Origin of the sequence: Glaciibacter kafniensis, from assembly GCF_039538945.1 — a bacterium.
GTDB lineage: Bacteria > Actinomycetota > Actinomycetes > Actinomycetales > Microbacteriaceae > Cryobacterium > Cryobacterium kafniensis.
The window spans coordinates 160,487-180,817 of record NZ_BAABCN010000008.1 but is presented as its reverse complement, the minus strand read 5'-3'; the positions used below and the strand labels follow the sequence as shown (position 1 = coordinate 180,817).

General features: G+C 64.2%; 21 protein-coding genes. 8 read left to right on the top strand and 13 right to left on the bottom strand.

Annotated elements, in window-relative coordinates:
- The first annotated feature begins 25 nt into the window (after positions 1–25).
- Together ABD791_RS14160 and ABD791_RS14155 are read left to right on the top strand one after the other, a co-directional pair.
- Complete coding sequence (locus ABD791_RS14160; RefSeq protein WP_345067858.1) at positions 26–1,096, top strand: maleylacetate reductase; 1,071 nt, start codon at positions 26–28, stop codon at positions 1,094–1,096.
- A 12-nt stretch (positions 1,097–1,108) separates the two neighbouring features.
- Positions 1,109–2,065: a dioxygenase family protein gene (locus ABD791_RS14155; RefSeq protein ID WP_345067856.1), complete on the top strand. Its 957-nt coding sequence runs from the start codon at positions 1,109–1,111 to the stop codon at positions 2,063–2,065.
- 87 nt (positions 2,066–2,152) lie between these two features.
- Here the strand turns inward: ABD791_RS14155 and ABD791_RS14150 are convergent, their stop codons facing one another.
- The 5 genes from ABD791_RS14150 to ABD791_RS14130 form a co-directional block, all read right to left on the bottom strand.
- Positions 2,153–3,418 carry a cytochrome P450 gene (locus tag ABD791_RS14150; protein ID WP_345067854.1) on the bottom strand — a complete coding sequence of 422 codons (1,266 nt, stop codon included), beginning with the start codon at positions 3,416–3,418 and terminating at the stop codon, positions 2,153–2,155.
- Between the two features lie 19 nt (positions 3,419–3,437).
- Complete coding sequence (locus tag ABD791_RS14145) at positions 3,438–4,649, bottom strand: serine hydrolase domain-containing protein (RefSeq protein ID WP_345067852.1); 1,212 nt, start codon at positions 4,647–4,649, stop codon at positions 3,438–3,440.
- 64 nt (positions 4,650–4,713) lie between these two features.
- Positions 4,714–5,526 (bottom strand): SDR family NAD(P)-dependent oxidoreductase, encoded by an 813-nt coding sequence (locus ABD791_RS14140; protein ID WP_345067850.1) that lies wholly within the window; start codon positions 5,524–5,526, stop codon positions 4,714–4,716.
- Between the two features lie 102 nt (positions 5,527–5,628).
- Complete coding sequence (locus ABD791_RS14135) at positions 5,629–6,111, bottom strand: nuclear transport factor 2 family protein (protein ID WP_345067848.1); 483 nt, start codon at positions 6,109–6,111, stop codon at positions 5,629–5,631.
- Positions 6,112–6,267: 156 nt separating this feature from the next.
- Positions 6,268–6,915, bottom strand: coding sequence for a TetR/AcrR family transcriptional regulator (locus tag ABD791_RS14130; protein WP_345067885.1), 648 nt, complete (start codon positions 6,913–6,915; stop codon positions 6,268–6,270).
- Positions 6,916–7,066: 151 nt separating this feature from the next.
- On the opposite strand from ABD791_RS14130, the gene ABD791_RS14125 reads away from it, so the two are divergent.
- From ABD791_RS14125 to ABD791_RS14110, 4 genes are all read left to right on the top strand, one after another.
- Positions 7,067–8,539, top strand: a complete 1,473-nt coding sequence (locus tag ABD791_RS14125; RefSeq protein ID WP_345067846.1) for an MFS transporter — start codon at positions 7,067–7,069, stop codon at positions 8,537–8,539.
- 3 nt (positions 8,540–8,542) lie between these two features.
- Positions 8,543–9,346, top strand: a complete 804-nt coding sequence (locus ABD791_RS14120; RefSeq protein WP_345067845.1) for a carboxymuconolactone decarboxylase family protein — start codon at positions 8,543–8,545, stop codon at positions 9,344–9,346.
- On the top strand, positions 9,346–10,197 hold the full coding sequence (locus ABD791_RS14115) for an SDR family NAD(P)-dependent oxidoreductase (protein WP_345067843.1): 852 nt from the start codon (positions 9,346–9,348) through the stop codon (positions 10,195–10,197). Before ABD791_RS14120 ends, ABD791_RS14115 begins: the two co-directional genes overlap by 1 nt.
- A gap of 124 nt (positions 10,198–10,321) precedes the next feature.
- Positions 10,322–11,017 (top strand): GntR family transcriptional regulator, encoded by a 696-nt coding sequence (locus tag ABD791_RS14110; RefSeq protein ID WP_345067841.1) that lies wholly within the window; start codon positions 10,322–10,324, stop codon positions 11,015–11,017.
- 111 nt (positions 11,018–11,128) lie between these two features.
- Here the strand turns inward: ABD791_RS14110 and ABD791_RS14105 are convergent, their stop codons facing one another.
- From ABD791_RS14105 to ABD791_RS14095, 3 genes are read right to left on the bottom strand one after another with little or no spacing between them, the layout of a single operon-like run.
- Positions 11,129–11,485, bottom strand: a complete 357-nt coding sequence (locus ABD791_RS14105; RefSeq protein WP_345067840.1) for an FmdB family zinc ribbon protein — start codon at positions 11,483–11,485, stop codon at positions 11,129–11,131.
- 4 nt (positions 11,486–11,489) lie between these two features.
- Positions 11,490–12,278 (bottom strand): N-acyl homoserine lactonase family protein, encoded by a 789-nt coding sequence (locus ABD791_RS14100; RefSeq protein ID WP_345067838.1) that lies wholly within the window; start codon positions 12,276–12,278, stop codon positions 11,490–11,492.
- 40 nt (positions 12,279–12,318) lie between these two features.
- On the bottom strand, positions 12,319–13,515 hold the full coding sequence (locus ABD791_RS14095) for a cytochrome P450 (RefSeq protein ID WP_345067836.1): 1,197 nt from the start codon (positions 13,513–13,515) through the stop codon (positions 12,319–12,321).
- Positions 13,516–13,877: 362 nt separating this feature from the next.
- Between ABD791_RS14095 and ABD791_RS14090 the strand changes: the two genes are divergently transcribed.
- Together ABD791_RS14090 and ABD791_RS14085 are read left to right on the top strand one after the other, a co-directional pair.
- Entirely contained in the window at positions 13,878–14,288 is a 411-nt protein-coding gene (locus ABD791_RS14090; protein WP_345067834.1) for a carboxymuconolactone decarboxylase family protein, read from the top strand.
- On the top strand, positions 14,285–15,172 hold the full coding sequence (locus ABD791_RS14085; protein ID WP_345067832.1) for an NAD(P)-dependent oxidoreductase: 888 nt from the start codon (positions 14,285–14,287) through the stop codon (positions 15,170–15,172). Before ABD791_RS14090 ends, ABD791_RS14085 begins: the two co-directional genes overlap by 4 nt.
- Before the next feature lie 89 nt (positions 15,173–15,261).
- Here the strand turns inward: ABD791_RS14085 and ABD791_RS14080 are convergent, their stop codons facing one another.
- Genes ABD791_RS14080 through ABD791_RS14060 form a run of 5 tightly spaced genes read right to left on the bottom strand, consistent with a single transcriptional unit; the run spans position 15,262 to position 20,283 of the window.
- Positions 15,262–16,185: a LysR family transcriptional regulator gene (locus ABD791_RS14080; RefSeq protein ID WP_345067831.1), complete on the bottom strand. Its 924-nt coding sequence runs from the start codon at positions 16,183–16,185 to the stop codon at positions 15,262–15,264.
- 44 nt (positions 16,186–16,229) lie between these two features.
- Positions 16,230–17,192: an alpha/beta fold hydrolase gene (locus tag ABD791_RS14075; RefSeq protein WP_345067829.1), complete on the bottom strand. Its 963-nt coding sequence runs from the start codon at positions 17,190–17,192 to the stop codon at positions 16,230–16,232.
- Positions 17,193–17,195: 3 nt separating this feature from the next.
- The gene (locus tag ABD791_RS14070; protein ID WP_345067827.1) at positions 17,196–18,056 is read right to left on the bottom strand and encodes an SDR family NAD(P)-dependent oxidoreductase; all 861 of its coding nucleotides are present in this window, start codon (positions 18,054–18,056) and stop codon (positions 17,196–17,198) included.
- Positions 18,050–19,258 (bottom strand): FAD-dependent oxidoreductase, encoded by a 1,209-nt coding sequence (locus tag ABD791_RS14065; protein WP_345067825.1) that lies wholly within the window; start codon positions 19,256–19,258, stop codon positions 18,050–18,052. Before ABD791_RS14065 ends, ABD791_RS14070 begins: the two co-directional genes overlap by 7 nt.
- Before the next feature lie 11 nt (positions 19,259–19,269).
- The gene (locus tag ABD791_RS14060; protein WP_345067823.1) at positions 19,270–20,283 is read right to left on the bottom strand and encodes a PDR/VanB family oxidoreductase; all 1,014 of its coding nucleotides are present in this window, start codon (positions 20,281–20,283) and stop codon (positions 19,270–19,272) included.
- Positions 20,284–20,331: the final 48 nt, after the last annotated feature.

The following is a 20,331-nucleotide window of genomic DNA, read 5'->3' as shown; positions in this document are numbered from 1 at the left end:
TCACCGTTGAGTAGAAAGGCCTGAAATGGCACTTGTTTTTGACCACGAAACGCTCGGCCAGCGGGTGCTCTTCGGCACCGGTCTGGCACAGCAGAATCTGACGGCCGAGGTGGCCCGGCTGGGCGCCCAGACGGTGATGGTTATCGCTGCAGCCTACGAAGGTGAAATCGCAGCGACCGTCACCGCGGGCATCACCGCCGCCGTTCGCTATGACGACGTCGTGCAGCACGTTCCGATCGAGAAGGCCGAATTGGCCCGGAAAGTCGCGCTCGACACGGGCGTCGATCTGCTGGTCTGCGTCGGTGGAGGGTCAACCACCGGACTCGCCAAGGCCATCGCGATGACGACCGGAATCCCGATTGTTGCCGTGCCGACCACCTATGCCGGCTCTGAGGCGACAAACGTCTGGGGTCTCACCGAAGGCGCCCGCAAGACCACGGGCGTCGACAACCGAGTGCTCCCGCGCACCGTGATCTATGACGCGGCGCTGACCTACTCCCTTCCCGCCGGCCTGTCGGTCGCTTCGGGGCTCAACGCCCTGGCACACTGCATCGATTCGATGTGGGCACCGCGCACCGACCCGATCAATCAGGCGTTGGCGGCCGAGGGCATCCGTGCGCTTGCGTCGGGCCTGCGCGGGGTGAACGCCGACGGGCAGGATGCTGCAGGCCGCGAGCAGACGCTCTACGGTGCCTATCTCGCCGCCGTCGCCTTCGCCTCCGCCGGCTCAGGCATGCACCACAAGATCTGCCACGTGCTCGGTGGAACCTACAATCTCCCCCATGCACAGACGCATGCGACAGTGCTGTCCTACGTGACCGCGTTCAATGCGCCATTCGCCCCTGAGGCGGCGACCCGCATCGCACAGGCCTTCGACTCGACAGACGCGGTCACCGGCCTCAACGCACTCCGCACCGACCTGGACGCCCCGAAGGCGCTGCGCGACTACGGCTTCGAGGAGGCCGACATCCCCGAGGCCGCTTCGATTATTCTGCCGCTCATCCCGGCCTCGAACCCCCGCCCGGTCACAGATGCTGCCATCCAGAAACTGCTGCGCGCAGCCTGGGCTGGCGACACCCCCATTTTTGAGGACTAAGAAAGGTCACCGATGAATTCTCCGACGAACTCTCCCGACCTCGCCGCCGACGTGCGCACCCCGGCGATCAGCGCCGAGCAGCACAAGCGCGAGGAAGATCTGATCGAGGAGGTTGTCGCCTCCTTCGACCAGACTCCCGACCCCCGACTGAAACAGCTGACACAGGCCCTCACCCGGCACCTGCACGCCTTCGTGCGCGAGGTACGGCTGACCGAAGCCGAATGGGACCAAGCGATCGCATTCCTCACCGCTGCTGGCGACATCACCGACGAACATCGCCAGGAGTTCATCCTGCTCTCCGATGTGTTCGGGATCTCCATGCAGACCGTCGCGATGAACAACGAGGCCTACGCGAATGCCACGGAAGCCACCGTGTTCGGCCCGTTCTTTGTGGAGGACGCCCCGTTGATCGAGATCGGCGGCGACATCGCCGGGGATGCGCCCGGGCAGCCCTGTTGGGTGGAAGGCTCGGTGAAAGACACCGACGGCAATCCCCTCGCCGGGGCCCGGATTGAGGTCTGGGAGGCCGACGACGACGGCTTCTACGACGTGCAATACACCGATGGGCGGGTCGCCGGACGGGCGCACCTGTTCGCCGACGACGAGGGCAATTTCTCGTTCTGGGGCCTCACCCCCACGCCGTACCCGATTCCATACGATGGTCCGGTGGGCAAGTTGCTCCTGGCCGTCGGACGTTCCCCCTATCGGGCGTCGCACCTGCACTTCATGGTCTCCGCGCCGGGAACGCGTACGCTCGTCACCCACATCTTTGTCAAGGGAGATGAGCTGCTCACTCGTGACTCAGTGTTTGGGGTAAAAGAGTCCCTCATCATGAAATTCGAGCAGCAGGATGCGTCGGTGCCCGCCCCGGACGGTCGCGATCTCGCTGGCGCGGACTGGGCTCGTACCCGTTTCGACATCGTCCTCGCCCCGGCCGCCGCCGCCGCAACCACCGCCGGAGCAGAGTGATCCGACGCTGAACGCTCGGCGTGGGGCAGGCAAACAGAAGGGCGGCAGGCGATTTTACTCGCCTGCCGCCCTGTCAAATCGTGACCCTTATCCCTCGACCTGCCAGTGCACGGGCAGCGAGCGCCGCACCGGCAGCAAAACGATCTTCATGAAGTCCAGCGGCAGGTTCGGGTCCACCGTCAGTGACGAAAGACGCTCGTACAGCGCCTTCAGCCCGGTGGCTCCCTGCAGTCGGGCCAACGGCTGGCCGATGCACGTGTGCCGCCCCTTGCCGAAGGAGAGGTGATTGCCCGTCTCTTCCCGGTGGATGTCGAATTCGAAGGGCCGGTCGTGGAATTCGGGATCCGTGTTGGCGCTCGACAGACCCAAAAAGATCATGTCGCCGGCGGGGATGGTGACGCCCCCGATGACCGTCTCCTCCACGGCGGTTCGGGACGTAAACGTCGTTGAGTTCCTGCGGCGGATGGTCTCGTCAAAGACCCGGTCCCAGAGCGTCGGGTCTGTCGTGGCCTCGGCGACGAGCTCAGGGCGCTGGTCGAGGAAGATGACCGCGTTGGCCATCGCCTGGGCCGTGGTGTCCGTTCCGGCCGCGGCGAGTTCCGACACGTGCAAGGCGATCTGCTCGACCGAGAGAAGCATGTTGCCCTCTTTGTCTTTCACGGCCGCCATGTCAGAGATGAGGTCGGTGCCCGGGTTGGCGGCGCGCTGGCGCACCAGCTCCCGCAGTTGCAGCTGGGCGTCGATGAAGCGGTCCCAAACCAGATCGGAATCGCCCTCCTCCATCGGGGCGTGACCGCTGGACAAAATCTGGAATTGGTCGTCTCGCACATGCTTGATCATGTCTTCGAACTCGGGGCCGAGTCCGAACAGCGCGAGCATGGTCTGGGTGGTCAGTTCCAGGCAGTATTCCTGCATCAGGTCAGCAGAGCCGTTCGCCGCGATGCCGTCGAGGATGCGGCCGGCGCGAGCCTCGATCTCCGGGCGGAGGGCGTCGATGCGTGGCTTGACGAAACCGGCCTGAGCGACCCGGCGTGCCATGGTGTGACCGGGCGGGTCCGAGCCGATCAGGATGCACTGGATCAGGGAGGACGGCATGACGTGCTGATAGCGCTCCGGCACCGGGATCCGCTCGGCGTTGCCGGCCGCCGAGAACTTGGTCCAGTCCGCGAGCACCGTCTCGATGTCGGCGCGGCGGGTGAGAATCCACGCGTTGACCTGCGGGTGCCAGAACACCGGCTCCAGCGCCCGCGCTTCGGCGAACGCCTGTGACGGGTCCTCGTAGAAGCGGTCGCCCATGACGTCGAACGACGGCACGGTCGGCTGCCGGTCGAGTGTGTCCTGTGAGGTTGTCATTTCAGGTATCCGTTCCCAGTCAGATCGCCGCGGAAACGGCCATGGTGGACAGTTTCTGGAATCGCACGACATTGTCGGCCTCGTCCATCACTCCCGCGGTCAGGCAGACGAAGGTCAGGTCTCGCTCCGGGTCGATCCAGAACAGTGTCGAGCCGGCCCCATAGTTACCGTGGGTGCGTGGGCTCGTGAATGGGCCGAAGAACGACGGATGTGTGCCGGTGCCGGACAGTGCGAAACCGAGTCCGAAGTTGCCCGGCGGCAGCTCCCAGTTCTGCGCGATGGCGATCTGGGCATACAGGTCGTTGGTCATGTCGCCCGTGGTCAGGGTCGTGGCGGCGTCGAGAATGGCCGGTGCGAGCAGGTGCCGTCCGTTGTGCTCGCCCTTGCGGCGCAGCATCTCGGCGAAGGTGAAGACATCCGTTGCAGTGGAAATCGAGCCCACCCACGGCATCTCGGCATCTTCGTCGATCACGTCGTTCAGGCTCTCGATCTCCTCGGCAGAGAGCCAGCTGTCGTCTGCGACGGATGCGCGCAGCGGAACGATGCGGTCAGCCCACGCCTCCGGCGCGCCAAACCGGGTGTCGGTCATTCCCAGCGGGCCGAAGATCTTCTCCTGAATGAGGTCGCGGAAGGAGTCGGCACCGTAGACCCGCCGGGCGATCTCACCCAGCAGCGCGTGGTTCAGAGCGGGGGCGTAGTTGAGGTTCGTGCCCGGCTCTGACACAACATCCATCTGGCAGATGGCGTCGATGACCTCATCGAGGTGGCCCAGGCACGCGTCGGGAACCGGGTTCGGTGTGGTGACCAGGCCCGCTCGGTGGGTGAGCAGGTGCACCAGGTTGATACGGTCCTTGCGGTTCGCGCGGAACCGGTCGCGGCCGATGAACTCGGGGATGACATCCACGACGCGGGTGTTGAGGGCAAGCTTGCCCTCGCCCAACGCCCGGAAGATCAGGGCATTGGTGAAGGCCTTGGTCAGGGAGAGGATGCGGAAGATGTCGTCCGGCTTCAGGGCGCGATCGACCGTGCGGTCGGCGTAACCGAGGGTCGCGTCGAGGCCGATGACGCCGTGGCGAGCCACGATGATGCGGGCGCCGTCATATTTCTTGGCGGCGATGTCGGATTCGATCTCGGCCTGAAGGCGGGCGAGCGCGTCGGAGTCCAGTCCGGCCGCGGCAACGTCGGCGTCGGTGCCGGTCACCAGCGACTGTGTGGGTGTGGTTGTCGTCATGAGGTCACACTTTCTCTACAGGGTTTGCAACAGGATGGGTCACGCTTGAGCGGGAGACCACCGGTTAGAGGAGCACCATTCCCCCGGAGGGAGAGAAGGTCTGCCCGGTGTAATAGGTACCGTTTTCTCCGCAGAGGAACAGCAACATCTCCGCGACCTCTTCCGGGGTGCCGAAGCGTTTGAGCGGCTGGGCACTCATCAAAAATTCGATGGTCTCGGGGTCGAGGGAGTTGAGCATGCCGGTGTTGATGCCGGCCGGGGCGAGAGAGTTGACGCGAATGTTGAAGGGGGCGAGCTCGCCGGCGAGCTCGCGGGTGAGACCGAGGATGGCGGCCTTGGAAGCGGGGTAGTACACGGGCATCGGGGTGCTCAGATAAGCGGAGACGCTGGCGAAATTGACGATCGTGCCACCCTGCGCGGCCTTGAGCAGAGGGACCGCGGCGCGGATGGTGTAGAACGAGCCGTAGAGGTTGATTTTCATCACCCGGTCGAAGTCCTCGTCGGTGATGTCGGCGAGGAATTCCGGCACGTAGTCACCACCGCTCTTGCGGGCCTCGTTTGCCTTGATGTTGGTCTCGGTGAGCTTGTCGGCGGCCGCCTTGTTCGGGGCGTGCACACCGGCCGCATTGATCAGAACATCAAGGCGTCCCTGCTCCTCGGCGACCTTCTCGAAGGCCGCATTGACCTGCGCGCTGTCGGAGATGTCCACGACCACGCCAATCGCGCCCTCGATGCCGGCGAACTGACGATCGAGCACATCTGAGGAGATGTCGGCACCGTAGACCGTTGCTCCCTCGGCGGCGAACAGCCGTGCCGCGGCGAGGCCCATGCCAGAGCCGGCACCGGTAATGAAAGCGATTTTGTTGGAAAGTCTCATGGCGGGTGGTCCTTCAGTCGGCCAGCAATGGCACCCACACTCTCAGTTCGCTTGACGGGTGTCAAGCGAAATTGGGAAAATGTATGACAATCACACGGGCGGTCAGATTGAGCCCACCTCGGTCATCGTCGCCAAGAGGCGGAACGTACCGCCCTCCCAGCCAGAGACCCAGTCCTCCACCCATCGGCGCCCGGCAATTCGCCAGCCACGCTCGGTCTTTTCAACGACGTCGTAGTACGTCCCGTGGATCTGGAAAGTCAAAGCCTTTCCGTCGTCGTCGGTCTTCGCCCACGGGTTGAATGTCTTCGAGTAGCAGCTGGCCCGGGTGCCGGTCTCGTCAAAGTCGATCACGAGGTTCGAGCTCAGGTGGAAGATGTGCTCGAAACCGTTGCCGCCGAACATGTCTGCCTCGCGAAGCTCCGTCCAGGTGAAGACCGGACCGTTCGCCTGGCTGTAGTCGAACATCGCGTCACTCGTGAACACACGGGCGTCGAGAGTGTCGTAGTCCGCCTTGTCGACGGCGTGCACGTAGCGCGCGTAGATATCCTGAATCTCGAGGCGATCGCCGATCTCTGTCAGTTCCATGAGGGCTCCTTTAACTCAAACACCGAGGGCCGAAGCCCGAACGCCCCAAGCAAACCCACTCAGAAGACAGCTGTCAAGTGAATTAACGAGATCCGGTCCATAACCCCCTGCCCAGCGCATCCGGGAGTCCATTCACTGCCGACGAGGAAAGTCCCGCTAAAACGTGGGAGTCGACTGGTTCGGATCCTGTCGCAGCAGTACCCACGCTTGCTCGCTCAAAACGTTCACCAGGTCCGCCTCAGACAGCGGTGCCTCCCGAACAACGCTGAAATAGCAGAGCCTCTCGTGCTGCATGATCAGCGTCATCAGCCGGAGGCGGCCGTGCTCGCCACGGCCGGTGGCTTCCCAACGAGCCAGGTACTTCGGCATGGCTTCGATCGAGTGCGCCATGCTGGCAAGCCAATGTGCGGAGACGCTGCTCTCGGTGGCCAGAACCTGCTCCAGCGCCTCGAAGCGCACCTTGTGGCGACGCCACATGACCAGAACGCCCCCCGCCCACTCCCGCAGCTCCTCGATCGACGGGTCGATGAAGCCGTCCATCCGGCGGTAGGACTCGACAATATCCGGCTCGGCCTCAGCCATGAGCTCCAAGGCCACGTCGACCATGCTCTTGAAATGAAGATAGAACGTGGCGCGACTGGAACCGGCTGCGTCGGAGACGTTCTCGACCGTCGTCGCCTGGTAACCGCGATCCTGGAACAGGGCAAAAGCACAGTCGACCAAGCGACGCCGAGTCAGGCGTTTCTGACGGTCGCGAAGGTTCTCGCCGGGCAGAGGCCCCGGCTGGTCATTGACCTGCACCATGTCGTTCACAGTCCGAGTATGCCAGTGCGGAGGGGTCCGTGGCTTTTTGCTTGACAGGTGTCTAGCAAAATGTATGATGGTCAGACAATACGGATGCACCCCTCAACGTCGAGAAGCGCGCAAGCGATTATCGCATCTCAAGGAATCAATGATGACTTCAACTCACACTCAGGTTCGACCAGCGCACGGCGGCGCCCGGGTACTCGACTGGAAATTCGCCGGGATGCTGATGGGCATCACGTTCTCCGGCCTACAGATGCTCAATGAAGTGGGCGTCCTGATGGCCATCCCGCTCTATCGATCCATGAGCATGGAGCTGGGGCTGACCCCCACGCAGGTCTCCTGGGCCCTGGTGGCAACGCTCTTGATGGGCGCGATCTCCATCTCCGTGCTCTCCCGGGCAGGCGACCTGTTCGGTCACCGTCGCGTGCTGGTGATCAGTGTGGTCGCGATCGCTGTCGGCTACGTCATCTCCGCGCTGGCCACCAACTTCGAAACCTTGATGATCGGGCGCGCCTTGACCGGCATCACGGCCGGCCAGGCGCTGGTGATCGGAATCATGAATGACCGGCTGAGCCCGGAGAATCGCCGGAAGACCATCGGTATCATCGCCGGCGGCCAGGCCATCGGCGTGACCCTGGGCTTCGTGCTCGGCGGCGTGATGATCCAGCTCGGTGCCACCTGGCGTGACAGTTTCTGGCTCGGCGCCGGGCTGACCGTGCTCAGCCTGATCGGCCTGTTGCTGTGGGGTTCTGACTCCGATGCCGTTCTCCGCCGACGGAACTCCGTGCAGCGACTGGACCTGGTGAGCACCAGCATCCTGGGGCTGTCCCTCACCGCGGTCTGTATCGGTATCAGCCAGAGCACGCTGTGGGGCTTCCTGTCGGCACCGACATTGTTGTTCACGATTGGTGGCATCATCGGGCTCGGCATCTGGCTGGCCTGGGAGCGCAAAAGCGCCGACCCACTGATCGACGTCAGCCTGCTGCTCAGCCGCCGCCTTCTCCCCGCCTATGCGGTCTTTTTGGCAATGGGCCTCTCCGGCATGATGATCTTCAACGTGGTGCTCGGGTACGCGCAGACACCGACCGTTGTCGGCTACGGCTTCGGAATGACCCCGCTGGTGGCCGGCCTGCTCTTTCTTCCCGAGACGATCGCCGGCATCGTCGTCGGCCAGTGGATTCCCAAGCTGCTCGGCCGATCCCGTCCGCGTGCGCCTTTCATCGGCGGTGCAGTACTGCTCCTCGTGACCTTCGTCTGGATGTACTTTATGCACACGGAGGTGTGGGGTGTGGTCATCGGCATCTTCGCTTACGGCGTCGCGTACACCATGCTGTTGACCATCGCCGTGTCCGTGATTGCGGCTGCGGCCCCGGTCGGCAAGGGTGCCTCCGCGGCCTCCATCTATCCCGCCGTGGCCGGCACGGGAGCAGCGATCGGCGCCGCGGTGTTCGGTGCCGTCATCGGCATCGGAGTCACGCCGGAGAACCCGGTTCCCGCTGCTGGGAATTACGCCATCGGCTGGCTGTTCACCATCCTGGCCGGAGTGATCGCCATCCTTGCCACGGCCTCACTGTCCAAGCATGTTGAGCTGACCGAGCGTATTGAACTGACCGAGGTCTAGCCGATGTCCGCCGACACCGACACGCGGGCACTGAAGAACGAGTTCGTCGCGCTTCACGGCTACTGGGACGACCGGCTCGAGGCACTTCTGACCTTGAGCCCGGCGCATTTCGAGGTGCACTCCGACTTCGTGTCCGTGCCGGTTCGGCGCGGGGTGCTCGACGACAAGTCGCGCCAGCTGGTGCACCTGTCCGTGGCCGCGAACGCGGCTCACCTGTATGCACCGGGCACGAAGCGTCATGTGCGGGCTGCGCTGGCTGCGGGGGCGAGCACCGAGGAGATTCTCGAGGTGCTCCAGCTCGCCGGCACGCTAGGGATCCACGCCATGAATGTCGGCGCGCCGATCTTCAACGAGATCCTCCAGGAACGCGGGGACGCGGACCCCGCTGCACCGTTGTCACAACGCCAGGAGCTGCTCAAAAAGCAGTTCGAGACGAACCGGGGCTTCTGGACCGACGATTTCGAGCAGATCCTGCGCCTCGACCCCGACCTCTTCGAGGCCTACCGGTCCTACTCCTCCCTGCCGTGGCTGAGCGGTGTGCTCGAGCCGAAGCTCAAGGAATTCATCTATATCTCCTTTGACGTCGCGGCTACGCACCTGCACCGGATCGGGATCGAGGTGCATCTGCGCAACGCGCTCCGTCACGGCGCGACAACCGCCGAAATCGTGGAGGTCATGGAAATTGCCAGCCTTCTCGGCACGCACGCGGTCTTGGACGGCGCGCTCGTGCTCGCCGAAGCCCTCGCCGAACGCGAACAAGACCCCGGGAGCGCAGCCGCACACCGACCGACTGAAACGGAAATCTGATGACCGACACGACAACGACCACGACGTCTGAGACAGCACGCCTGGACTACCTGGGAGCCACCTTCGACGTGCGCGGGCTGAACGTCGTCGTCACGGGTGGCGGCAGCGGACTTGGCCTGCGGATGAGCACTGCCCTGGCCCGCGCCGGCGCGCAGGTCACTCTGGTGGACCGCGAAGCCGATCGACTGGACGCGGCACAGCAGCAACTCGCGGCGCAGGGCATCATCGTTGACACCGCGGCGGCCGACATCACGGATGCCGATGAGCTGGACGGCGTGTTCGCTCAGATCGCCGCGCGGGGTGGCCTGCATGTCGTCTTCGCCAACGCCGGCATCTCGGCCGGGATCGGCCCGCGTCTGAAGTCGGGGCGCATCACCGCGATCGACCACGAGCGCTGGGGCCAGGTGCTCGACGTGAACCTCACCGGAACGATGAACACCATCGCGAGCGCCGCCCGGCACATGACGACCGGTTATGGGCGCATCATCGCGACCTCGTCGGTCGGTGGAATTCGTGCCGACCCCCTGGTCGGCTACGCCTACGCGGCGTCGAAGGCAGGCGTCGTCGGCATCGTACGAAACGCCGCGCTCGAGCTCGCCCCCCGCAACATCCTGGTCAACGCCATTGCTCCCGGCCTATTCGAGACGAATATCCGCAAGGCGAACCCGATCGCCCAAGCGATGACGGCTGACTTTGAGAAAGTCTCGGCGCTCAAACGCTCCGGTCAGCTCACCGAGTTGGAAGGCCTGGCGGTCTTTCTCGCATCCCCGGCCTCGAGCTTCGTTACGGGAGCGGTGATCTCCATCGACGGCGGCGGCGCTCTTGTCGGCCCGAACGACGTCGAGGCCTAGAGGTTGTCTGACAAAATTGCGACTCGCGACCTCTTCTGTTGCACACGGCATTGAGCCGCCGATCGGATCGACGGAGACTTAAGATAGCTGTATGACAATTGCCTGGAAGGAATAGGTTCACAGGATGACAATCGTTTCCAAGGACGACAAGTTCCACTTCGATCGCCCCCTGGCACGAGTGGCCGCGCCGCTCCGCGAACAGGTGATGCACGCCCTGCGCCAGGCCATCCTCGACTTTCAATTCAAGCCAGGCCAACGGCTCGTCGAGCGCGAGCTCATCGAGCTCCTCGGGGTCTCCCGCACCACAGTGCGTGAAGCGCTCCGCGAGTTGACTGCCGAGGGCCTCGTCACCGTGGTTCCTCAGAAAGGCGCGATCGTCAGCGCGCCGGCCATCGAAGAAGCGATGGACCTCTACGACGTGCGGGCCTCCCTCGAGGCACTCATCGTCGAGCGATTCGTCGAACGCGCCTCGCAGTCGCAGGTGATCCAATTGGATGCCGCCGTCGAGAAGTTCGCCGAGATCACCGAAGACCCGGCGTCGAGCATCCATGATCTACTCCAGGCCAAGGATGACCTGTTCGAGATTCTGGTGGCCGGCGCGGGCAGCGAGTCGCTCCGGCAGGTCGTCGAGGGCATCCAGGCCCGCGTGCGGATCCTCAGGGCCACCTCGCTGTCGGCCAGCGGTCGAACGCGCGTCTCCGTTGATGAACTGCGCGAGATCGTCTCGGCGGTTCGTGACCGCGATGGCGCACGAGCCGCACGGCTGTATGCCGAGCACATCCGCTCCGCTGCCGACGCTGCGATCGCCAACCTGAAGTAAGCGGCCAATACCGAGGAGAGCCCCGCCGGACGATTTCTCCGGCGGGGCTCTCTGTGTCAATCGTGAGGTCACTGGCACTCAGCGGGCACTCAGCAGGCACTTAGTGGGCACTTAGTGGGCGTGCCCGAAGACCTTCTCCGGAGCCGGCGGTCCGACCTGCTCAAACTCGCGTGTTTGCCGTTTCTGCTCGGCGGCGAGCGTGCGGTCGTCACCGCGGTAGCGGGCGATGAGTGACTTCTTCGCCGCGGGCCCAACATGGCAGAGGCCCGGAACATCGGGGTTGTCGGCGCACGCGGTGCTTGTGATCCGCGGCGCTATGGACGCACCCCGCATCAGCCCCGCGGTCGTGAACTGGCGACGCGCATCCGCCCCGCACCGAGCGCACACAGCGTTGGCCGGCGCCGGGCGGGCAACCAGCGCCTCGGCGACGGCCTGGCACTCTGAGCACTTGTAGTCAACGAGGATCATGGCGCTACTCCAGCCCGACCAGGGGTCCCCCGAATGCCGCCCAGTCGCCCGGGTCGTGGCCGATCCAGATTCTGGCTCCTTCGGCTTCCAACTTCTTCAAGATACCGATGCTTGCCACCGCAGCCGTCTTATCCCAGTCATGCGGATCGGGCGACATCATGTCGTAGCCCACCCGCAGATGCACCGTGTCGCCCGTCAGCACGATGGTCTGCGACGGGAGCTTCACGACGAGGGCAAGCTCCCCCGGGGTGTGGCCCGGCGTGTGCAGGATCGTGATCGACCCGTCGCCCAGGAGGTCCTGCGACGAACCCTCGAGGGTGGTCCAGTCGAAGAAGCGCACTGGCTCGAGGTCGTCGGAGTAACGGAACAGGTGAGCCGTCTCCGCGCTCGGGGCCCTCGCCCAGTCGAACTCGCCGGGGCCGGCGTAGAACTTGGCCTGCGGAAACAGGTAGAGGCCACCGGAGTGGTCGGAGTGGGTGTGCGAGAGCACGACGTGGGTCACGTCTTCGATCCGGAAACCGAGGGATGCGATCTGGCGGTCGATCCGCTGGCCCGGGTTGGTCTGCACGTTCGCCACGGCCGCGAAATCCCCGAAATAGTCGTACGGGTTCTCGTTGAGCACCGGCGAGAAGCTCGTGTCGAAGAGGATGAGGGCGCGGTCATGCTGGATCAGGAACGCCGGGAGCGGGAAGGTGACCTTGCCGCTAGCGCCCACCACCAGATCTCCGGCGTCGAGGTCCATCGTGGGGGCGTCAAGCGCCCAGAGCTTGAGTGCGGTACCAGTGGTCATCATTGTCCTTTTCCTGGATTGCGGTTACGCGGGTAGAGCTCGGTTACTCGGAAATCGGGTTGAGGCGAATCGGCACGTATTCATGGCCGAACGCCTGGAAGTTGATCGCGCGACGCGGCTCGCCGACGAGATCGATCGAACCGACTCGCTTGAGAAGCGCTGCGAGGATCGAACGTCCTTCCATGCGCGCGACCGCCTGGCCGGCGCAGGTGTGGATTCCGAAGCCGAACGAGAGGTGGCTCTGGGGCTCCGGGCGGTTGATGATGAACTGGTCGGGGTTGTCCCACTTGCGGGCGTCGCGCCCGGCGCCGAGCCACATCGCGAACACCTTCGCTCCGGCCGGGATGCGGATTCCGCCGAGCTCGGTATCCTTCATCGCGACACGTCCGCCGTACCGTGACGGGGCGTAGTAGCGCGTCGATTCCTCGAATGCCGACGACAGCAGGTCGGGGTTCTCCCGCAGGAGCTGCCACTGGTCTGGATTGTCGGCGAACGCGCGCAGCATGCCCGCAATGCTGAAGACGGTGGTGTCGAAGCCAGCACCGAAAACGGCGACGAGCAGCTGCAGCGCCTCTTCTTCGGTGATGATGCCTTCGTCAGCTGCCTGGTAGAGCTGCCAACCGATTCCACCCTCGGTCTGGCGCTCGCGGGTGGCATTTGCCGCGACCCATTCGAGAGCGGGCTGGCCGTTCTCCATCTTCTTCTTGTAGTGGTCGTTGTGCGGACCGAAGACGTTGAAAACCGCATCCCCGAAGGTCAAGAGAAGCTCACGCCCTTGCTCGGGAAGGCCAAGGATGTCGGGGAAGATCTTGAGCACGTACCGGGCAGCCACGTCTTTATAGGCGTCAACCTCGATCGGGCCATTGGCCATCAACTCATCAACGAGGGCCTCAGCCTCCCGCTCGAAGTGGTTCTGCATCTTCTCCATGTTTTCCGCCGAGAAGATCCGGAGCATCACCGACTTGGTGTGGGTATGGTCCGGCGGGTCTTGCATCAGCGGCGCGGCCGTGCGGAACGGATTGGGCTCATAGAACGGGCGATCGGTGGACGAGAACACGCGCCAGTTGCGCAGGGCTTTCTGAACCTCTTCCGCACGCGTGATCGCGTAGAAATCGTACTTCTCGATGTACACGACCGGCGCGACCTCGCGCAGCAACCCGTCGTAGTGGTGCACATCCGCGAGCACCTCAGGAGCGAACGGGTCATAGTCTGAAACCGGTGCCTCGGTGAGCGTCTCCATTGTCGCAATCTCTTTCTCTTGTGTTCTCGTTCGGTTATCAGTTCGGGAGAGTTGTGCCGGGCGAGAGGCTACCGATTCGGTTCACGATCGTTTCTCGCTGCATTGCGAGTGCGACCTTTCCCTCTCGTCAGACGGGCATTCAATCGACGTCCAGACCAACATACAATCGGAGTTTACGACTTTCACTGAACAGTTGTCCACCGTACGCGCCGCTCTTTCAAAGCGCAACAGGCCCGATTCGCATCCTGCGCTTCTCTAAAGATTGTCGTACAATTCATTTGCGAGGGCGCCATCTGTGTTCATTGTCGAACACACGCTCCGTGCCGACGCGGCCAACAGGCCGTCGAGTCGTAAGGAGAACCATGACCACCGAGACCACGCGCGACGTTGTCACACACGCCGACACCTATGAAGCAGGAATCGGCATGCGCAAGGCTGTCTTGGGCGCCGCTCACGTCGAGCGATCCCTGGCCAACGTCAGCGACTTTTCCCGCCCGATCCAGGAGCTTGTCACCGAGTATTGCTGGGGCGCCGTCTGGACCCGCGACGGCCTGGAGCCGAAGACGCGCAGCCTGCTCAACCTGGCCATGCTGACGGCCCTGAACCGTCCGCACGAACTCGCCGTGCACGTGCGCGGCGCCGTGACGAATGGCTGCACTGTCAGTGAGATTCAGGAAGCCCTGCTCCAGACGGCCATCTACGTGGGAGTGCCGGCTGCACTCGAGTCGTTCCGCATCGCCGAGAAGACACTTGACGAGCTGGGAGCCCTGTGACCGCCATCACACCCGCGACCATTGGTTTCATCGGCCTCGGCAACATGGGAACCCCCATGGCGAGCCGGTTGATCGCGGCAGGACACACGGTCATCGGCTTCGACCTTGCCGAATCCGCTCGAGCGCGCCTCACCGAAGCGGGCGGACGAGCGGTGGGGAGCCCGACCGAAGCCATCGCGGGAGTCGACGTGCTGATCCTCATGCTCCCCAACTCCGCGATCGTCGAAGACGTGATCCTCGCACCGGAAGCACTGAAGGCGCTCTCCAGCACCACGGTCATCGTCGACATGAGCTCATCCGAACCGCTTCGCACCCGTGCGCTCGCCGAGAAGCTTGTTGAGACGCAGGGTGCCGTTCTTCTCGACGGCCCCGTCTCCGGAGGAGTCACGGGCGCGGTCAACGGCACGCTCACCATCATGGTCGGCGGGGGCATCAACCCGGTGGAGTCGGTCACCCCGATCCTGTCAATCCTCGGAAAGGTCGTTCACGCGGGCGATACCGGGGCCGGGCACGCTCTCAAAGCGCTGAACAACCTGCTGTCGGCAACGCATCTGCTCGTCACGAGTGAGGCGATCCTTGCCGGTGAACGCTTCGGCCTCGACCCGAAGGTCATGCTCGGAGCCATCAACAACTCAAGCGGCCGGAGCGGATCGACCGAGAACAAATGGCCGAACTTCATTCTTCCAGAGACATATAACTCCGGATTCGGGCTTCGCCTGATGCTGAAAGATATGAAAATCGCGACTGACCTGTGTGCGCAGCTCGGAATGCCGAGCCTGCTCGGCCAGCACGCCGTCGAGCTTTGGGACCGTGCCGCGGCCGCCCTTCCGGCCACGGCCGATCACACCGAGATCGCACGCTGGCTGAAGGAAAACGGCGAATAACATCGGGCGGGCACTGCCCGGCGAGACTGCCGGTCGACACTGCCGGTCGACACTGCCGCGTGCGGAACATCGTCGCCGCTAGACCCTTCCTACAGGGAGCCCAGCGCTGACGGGGTTCCGGCGATTGCCGTGGCGAGAAACCGTTCCGTCACTTCGGTCGGCTGGCGCGTCTTCGACCAGACCATCGCAATCTGAAGCGGAGGCACCCGCTGGCGGATCCGCCGGGTAATCACGACCGTCTGCGCCATCTCCGCGACCGCCTCCGGCATGACGCTCACCCCCATGTCGGCGGCAATCAACGGCAACGCTGTTTGCAGGTTCGGGATCAGCTTGAGGGTCGGCGGGGTCATCCCGTTCTCGAACCACAGCTCCTGAACCAGGTCGGGCAGTCCGAGAAAACGCGGAGTCTGACTCGGCAGCATCCATCGCTCTCCGGCAAGGTCGCGGAGGTCGATCGGCCCCGGTAGCGACGCAAAACGAGGGGGAAGGATCGCCGCTAACGGCATCTCTGAAATGCGGCTGACGTGCAGCTGCGCCGAGTACATGGTCTGCAGGCGGTCGGAATCCGATGTGGCCATGATGCCGATATCGAGGGTGCCGTTGATCAGCCCGTCCAGCACCACGTCCGGCGCGGGGTCGTTGAGATTCACGTCGACGCGAGGCGCAATCTCGCTGAAGGAATGCAGAAGCGGCGGCAGATAGGCCCAGGAGAACGGAAGGACCGCGGCCAGGTTCAACTGCCCGAGCAGCCCCTGCCCGATGGACTGGAGATCGGCCGTGATCTGGGCGAACTCCCGCAGCATCCGGTCGCCGGCTGCGGCAAGATAGATCCCCGCCGGCGTGGGCTCGACACCCTGCGCAGTTCTCTCCAACAGGCGCACCCCCGCCTCCTTCTCCAACTGCGCGATCGACGCGCTCAGGGGAGGCTGGGTCATCCCCAGCTGCCGGGCCGCCTTGGAGATCGACCCGCTGCCCACCACAACGGAAAAGTAGCGAATCTGACGCATATCCATACGTCGAATGTATATGCCCTCCCGCCCGCGTGGTGCGCGTGAGCCTACTGAGCCTGCTGTGTGGCCAGCCAGCGCAGCACCGGCGCGAGGGCGTGACCGGCATTTGCTTCCAGGATGAGACCGTGACCGTTGCCGGTGACACCGAGATCGCCGAGCCTGACGTGCGTGGCTGAGGCACCCCGGTCGGCAAGGAATGCCGTGGTGGCGGCGTCATTCTCCGCGCGACCGGATGCCTCACCAGAGACGATGAGCACCGGCAGTGCTTCCAGTGGTCGTCGACCGACGCCGTCCAGAGGTACCGCGGTCACCCCGTACTCCAGGCTGCCCCGTGGCCCGAGGTCGCGACAGGGCGGGCCGATCGGCTCGACCGCCACGATCCCCCTCACCAGCGCGGGCGCACGGGACGCCGCCAGCCAACCTGCCGACGACCCCGCCGAATGCGTGATGAGAAAGGCGGGACCGGTGCGTTCCAAGAGATCGACCAGTCGCCGGGCATCCAGTTCCTGGCTGAGTGCCGTGTTCAGGAGTATGCCGCCGCTGGAGGCCACCAGGGCGTCAAGTTCAGGCGAACCGGGCAGGCGTTCCCACTCCCACGCCGGGTTGAACGGCGTGGGATCTCCCGGGTCGGGGGCGAACAACGCGGCCGCCCCCGCATAATCCGGGAACGGTGTGCGCTCCCCCAGGCGCGTCGGGTCGTACGGACTTCGGCCGTGACCGGGCCGATCGAGGAGATAGACCGGGTAGCCGACCTCGACGGCGCGCGGGGCCCAGCCTGGCGCATCCGCTGACACCCCGAACCAATCGGTGGACTGTCCTCCCCCGCCGTGCACACAGACCAACGGCGGCAAGGCGGTACCCTCGGCGGGCGCTTCCCACTGCACCCAGGCTGGCCCCCATTGCCACGGGCCCTGATCAGAATCCTGGATGTCTCCGGGGAGGAAAAACCCGCCGGTCCGAACCGTTCGAGCCAAAGGGGACTGGTGCGGGCTGAGGGCTGACCTCGTCATCGGTCAGGATCCGGCCCGGCGTGCTGCCGGTGGAACCCCGGTCTTCATCCAGTCCAGGCGGCGTTGTACGCCGGCCATGGCCATGTCGGGGTGCGTCAAAACGAAGAACTGGTTCGTGCGGATGGCGTGGAGCACCTGGTCAGCAACCTCGGCCGGATCAAGCCCGACCTCCGCCGTGGTCGCGGCGAGCTTCTCCATCATCGCCACTCGTCCGGGTTCAGTGGCCGGCGGTACATCGGCCGGGCGGTTGCGTTCGGCCTCGATCATGCGCGTCTTCACCGGGCCCGGCGCCAGCAGGGAGACCCCGACCGGGCTGCCGGTCGTTCGCAGTTCGACCTCTAGGCTCTCACTCATCCCCAGCACAGCGAACTTCGACGCGCAGTACGGGGTCATCGTGGCGGTTCCCGAGTTGAACGCTGCGACGGATGCCGTGTTGACGATGTGGCCGCCGCCGTTCGCTTCGAGAATGGGAAGGAACACCCGGCATCCATTGAGAATGCCGAAGAAGTTCACGTCCATGACCCAGCGCCAGGCCTGCTCTGTGATGTTCAGGAACGTTCCGCCGGTCTCAACGCCGGCGTTATTGCAGACAATATCGACCCGGCCGAAAGCCTCCAGCGTCGCGTCGGCGAGGGCCTGCACCTGGTCGAGATCCCGCACATCCGTGCGAATGCCGCGAACCTCGCCGAGCGCCGTGAGCTCGGCGACAGCCGACTCAATGGCGCTCTGCTCAATGTCGGCGATGACCACGCGCGCTCCCTCCTCGAGGAAGCGCTTCGCGAGAGCGAAGCCGATACCGCTGGCGCCGCCCGTGACAACAGCGGTGCGCCCGGTGAAATCGGTGATGCCGGGCACGGTTACCACGCTCCGATCAGGGACGGGGTCTCCAGCGACTTCGGGAACATGAGGCGTTTGACCAGTGCTTCCTCATCAATGGGCAGCTTTTCGATCTCGGCCAGGTCCTCTGCAAGGCGCACCGGATCGGACGAGTGGTAGACCAGCCGTTTGTTGTTGCTGGCTGCCGGAGTAACGATCTCGGTGAAGATGCGGTGACGCTCCGTGGCGTAGACGTCCAACACCGCCTCCTCGGCCGTGCCTGCGATGACGGCGGCGAGAGCCTCGTACAGCACGAAGGTGTCGAACAGCCCGCTGGTCAGCCCCAGGCCACCCGTCGGGTTGGTGGAGTGCGCTGCGTCGCCCGCCAGCAACACCCGGCCGGAGCGGAACTGCGCCGCCGCGCGCTGATGCATGCTGTACGGCGAGTAGGCCTCGACGACCACGTTCTCCGGGTCCGCCAGGATCGCGGCGAAGTATGCCGGCATCCGCTCTTCGATACCGTCAACGGGCAGCGCCGCGTCTTCGGCGTAGGTGACCCGCCACAGTCCGTGCGCGCCACTGTTGTCGATCTTGGTGATGATCGCGCCGTACTCGTCGTCGACGAGGAACGTCGTCTGGCCCCAGCCGTTCTTCTCGAATGGGTACCGAACATTGGTGGCCACAAAGCGCTCTGGCCAGGTGATGCCCTCGAAGTCGATGTTCTGGCTCTTGCGCACTGCGCTGCCGGCGCCGTCGGCACCGATCAGCCAAGAGCCGGTGAACGTGACCGGGCCCGCTACTGTCTCGAACTCGGCGGTAACGGAGTCGGCATCCTGGGTGACGCCGACGAAGGTGTGACTCCAGTGCACCTGGGCGTGCGGGTAGGCCATCAGGCGTTCGAGGGCCAACTCCGCGAGCACGTTCTGCCCCATGTGCAGGTTGAACGGATGCGTGACCTTGCCCTCCAAGGCCTGCAGGCCGTAGCGCACCTCCTGGCCGGTCTTGAAGACTCGGTAGGCATAGTCCTGCTTGAGGAAGCCGCGGGTCGACGCTTCTTCGAACAGACCGAGGCGGTCCAGCCCATCGAGCACCGACCAGTGGTAGACCACGGCGCGCGGCGACTGGACCACGGCATCCGAGCGCTCGAACAAATGAACCGGAACACCGGCCCGAGCCAGTCCCAAAGCGTTGAGGATTCCGACCGGGCCGCCGCCGATGATCAGAACAGGAAGATGAGCGTCACTGGTCATTTTTTATCCTTCTACAGTTCGAGTTCGAGACGCGCGGACTTCGCCCGGGAGACGCAAATCATCATCATTTCGTTGGCGTTCTTTTCGTCGTCGGTCAGGATGGAGTCGCGGTGGTCCGCCTCACCGCAGACGATACGAGTTTCGCAGGTTCCGCAGGTTCCCTCCATGCAGGAGTAAATGACGGATGCCCCGGCTTCCTCCGCGACCTCGACGATGTTCCTGCCTTCTGGCACCTCAAATTCCAGTCCGCTCAGGGTCAGCTTGACGGTGAACGAGGTGCGGTTCTTGGTTAGTGCCTCCGCGTCATTCGGAGCGAAGCGCTCCAGCCGAAGCGTGTCGGCGGGCCAGACATCCGAAACGATCCCTTCCAGCGCTTTCAGCACGCCTTCCGGACCGCAGGCGTAGATTTTCACGTTGTCCCGCGGTTCGCCCAGCAGCGCCGGCAGGTTGGGAAACCCGAACTCGTCGTCTGGGCGAATGTCGACCTTGTTCGGGTAGCGCGATGCGAGCGAATCGCTGTACGCCATCGAAGCCCTCGAACGGCCCAGGTAGGAGAGTTTCCACGTCGCACCCGTGCGCTCGGCGTGCTCGATCATGGGGATCATCGGAGTGATGCCGATGCCCGCCGCGACGAAATGGTAGTCGGGAGCCTCTACGAATTCGAAGTTGTTCCGTGGGCCGGAGACCATGAGAACATCACCCTCGCGCACCTCGTCGTGGATGAAGGCGGAACCGCCGCGACTTCGCGGGTCTTTCAGCACGGCCACGCGGTAGCTGCCGATCTCGTCGGGATCACTGCACAGCGAATACTGGCGCACCAGACCGTTTGGCAGGGTCAGTTCAAGATGGGCTCCGGGCTTCCAGGCCGACAGGCTGAAACCGTCCGGGTTGACGAACTCAATCTCAACCACGGAGTCTGAAACGTCACGGCGGGCACGAATGGTCAACGGCTCCCCGTCGAGGGGCGCTCTGGCCCCCTGCTTCCGGGAAATCGTGGCAATTGCTTCATTCACGTTCGCACTCATCGCGCAGCCTCCTTGCTGAGTTTGATGCTCTGGCGTGACCCACGCTTC

Bases quoted from the DNA above. Each gene is read 5' to 3' on its own strand.
- ABD791_RS14160 (WP_345067858.1), top strand. From the start codon at position 26: ATGGCACTTGTTTTTGACCACGAAACGCTCGGCCAGCGGGTGCTCTTC.
- ABD791_RS14155 (WP_345067856.1), top strand. From the start codon at position 1,109: ATGAATTCTCCGACGAACTCTCCCGACCTCGCCGCCGACGTGCGCACC.
- ABD791_RS14150 (WP_345067854.1), bottom strand. From the start codon at position 3,418: ATGACAACCTCACAGGACACACTCGACCGGCAGCCGACCGTGCCGTCG.
- ABD791_RS14145 (WP_345067852.1), bottom strand. From the start codon at position 4,649: ATGACGACAACCACACCCACACAGTCGCTGGTGACCGGCACCGACGCC.
- ABD791_RS14140 (WP_345067850.1), bottom strand. From the start codon at position 5,526: ATGAGACTTTCCAACAAAATCGCTTTCATTACCGGTGCCGGCTCTGGC.
- ABD791_RS14135 (WP_345067848.1), bottom strand. From the start codon at position 6,111: ATGGAACTGACAGAGATCGGCGATCGCCTCGAGATTCAGGATATCTAC.
- ABD791_RS14130 (WP_345067885.1), bottom strand. From the start codon at position 6,915: ATGGTGCAGGTCAATGACCAGCCGGGGCCTCTGCCCGGCGAGAACCTT.
- ABD791_RS14125 (WP_345067846.1), top strand. From the start codon at position 7,067: ATGACTTCAACTCACACTCAGGTTCGACCAGCGCACGGCGGCGCCCGG.
- ABD791_RS14120 (WP_345067845.1), top strand. From the start codon at position 8,543: ATGTCCGCCGACACCGACACGCGGGCACTGAAGAACGAGTTCGTCGCG.
- ABD791_RS14115 (WP_345067843.1), top strand. From the start codon at position 9,346: ATGACCGACACGACAACGACCACGACGTCTGAGACAGCACGCCTGGAC.
- ABD791_RS14110 (WP_345067841.1), top strand. From the start codon at position 10,322: ATGACAATCGTTTCCAAGGACGACAAGTTCCACTTCGATCGCCCCCTG.
- ABD791_RS14105 (WP_345067840.1), bottom strand. From the start codon at position 11,485: ATGATCCTCGTTGACTACAAGTGCTCAGAGTGCCAGGCCGTCGCCGAG.
- ABD791_RS14100 (WP_345067838.1), bottom strand. From the start codon at position 12,278: ATGATGACCACTGGTACCGCACTCAAGCTCTGGGCGCTTGACGCCCCC.
- ABD791_RS14095 (WP_345067836.1), bottom strand. From the start codon at position 13,515: ATGGAGACGCTCACCGAGGCACCGGTTTCAGACTATGACCCGTTCGCT.
- ABD791_RS14090 (WP_345067834.1), top strand. From the start codon at position 13,878: ATGACCACCGAGACCACGCGCGACGTTGTCACACACGCCGACACCTAT.
- ABD791_RS14080 (WP_345067831.1), bottom strand. From the start codon at position 16,185: ATGGATATGCGTCAGATTCGCTACTTTTCCGTTGTGGTGGGCAGCGGG.
- ABD791_RS14075 (WP_345067829.1), bottom strand. From the start codon at position 17,192: ATGACGAGGTCAGCCCTCAGCCCGCACCAGTCCCCTTTGGCTCGAACG.
- ABD791_RS14065 (WP_345067825.1), bottom strand. From the start codon at position 19,258: ATGACCAGTGACGCTCATCTTCCTGTTCTGATCATCGGCGGCGGCCCG.
- ABD791_RS14060 (WP_345067823.1), bottom strand. From the start codon at position 20,283: ATGAGTGCGAACGTGAATGAAGCAATTGCCACGATTTCCCGGAAGCAG.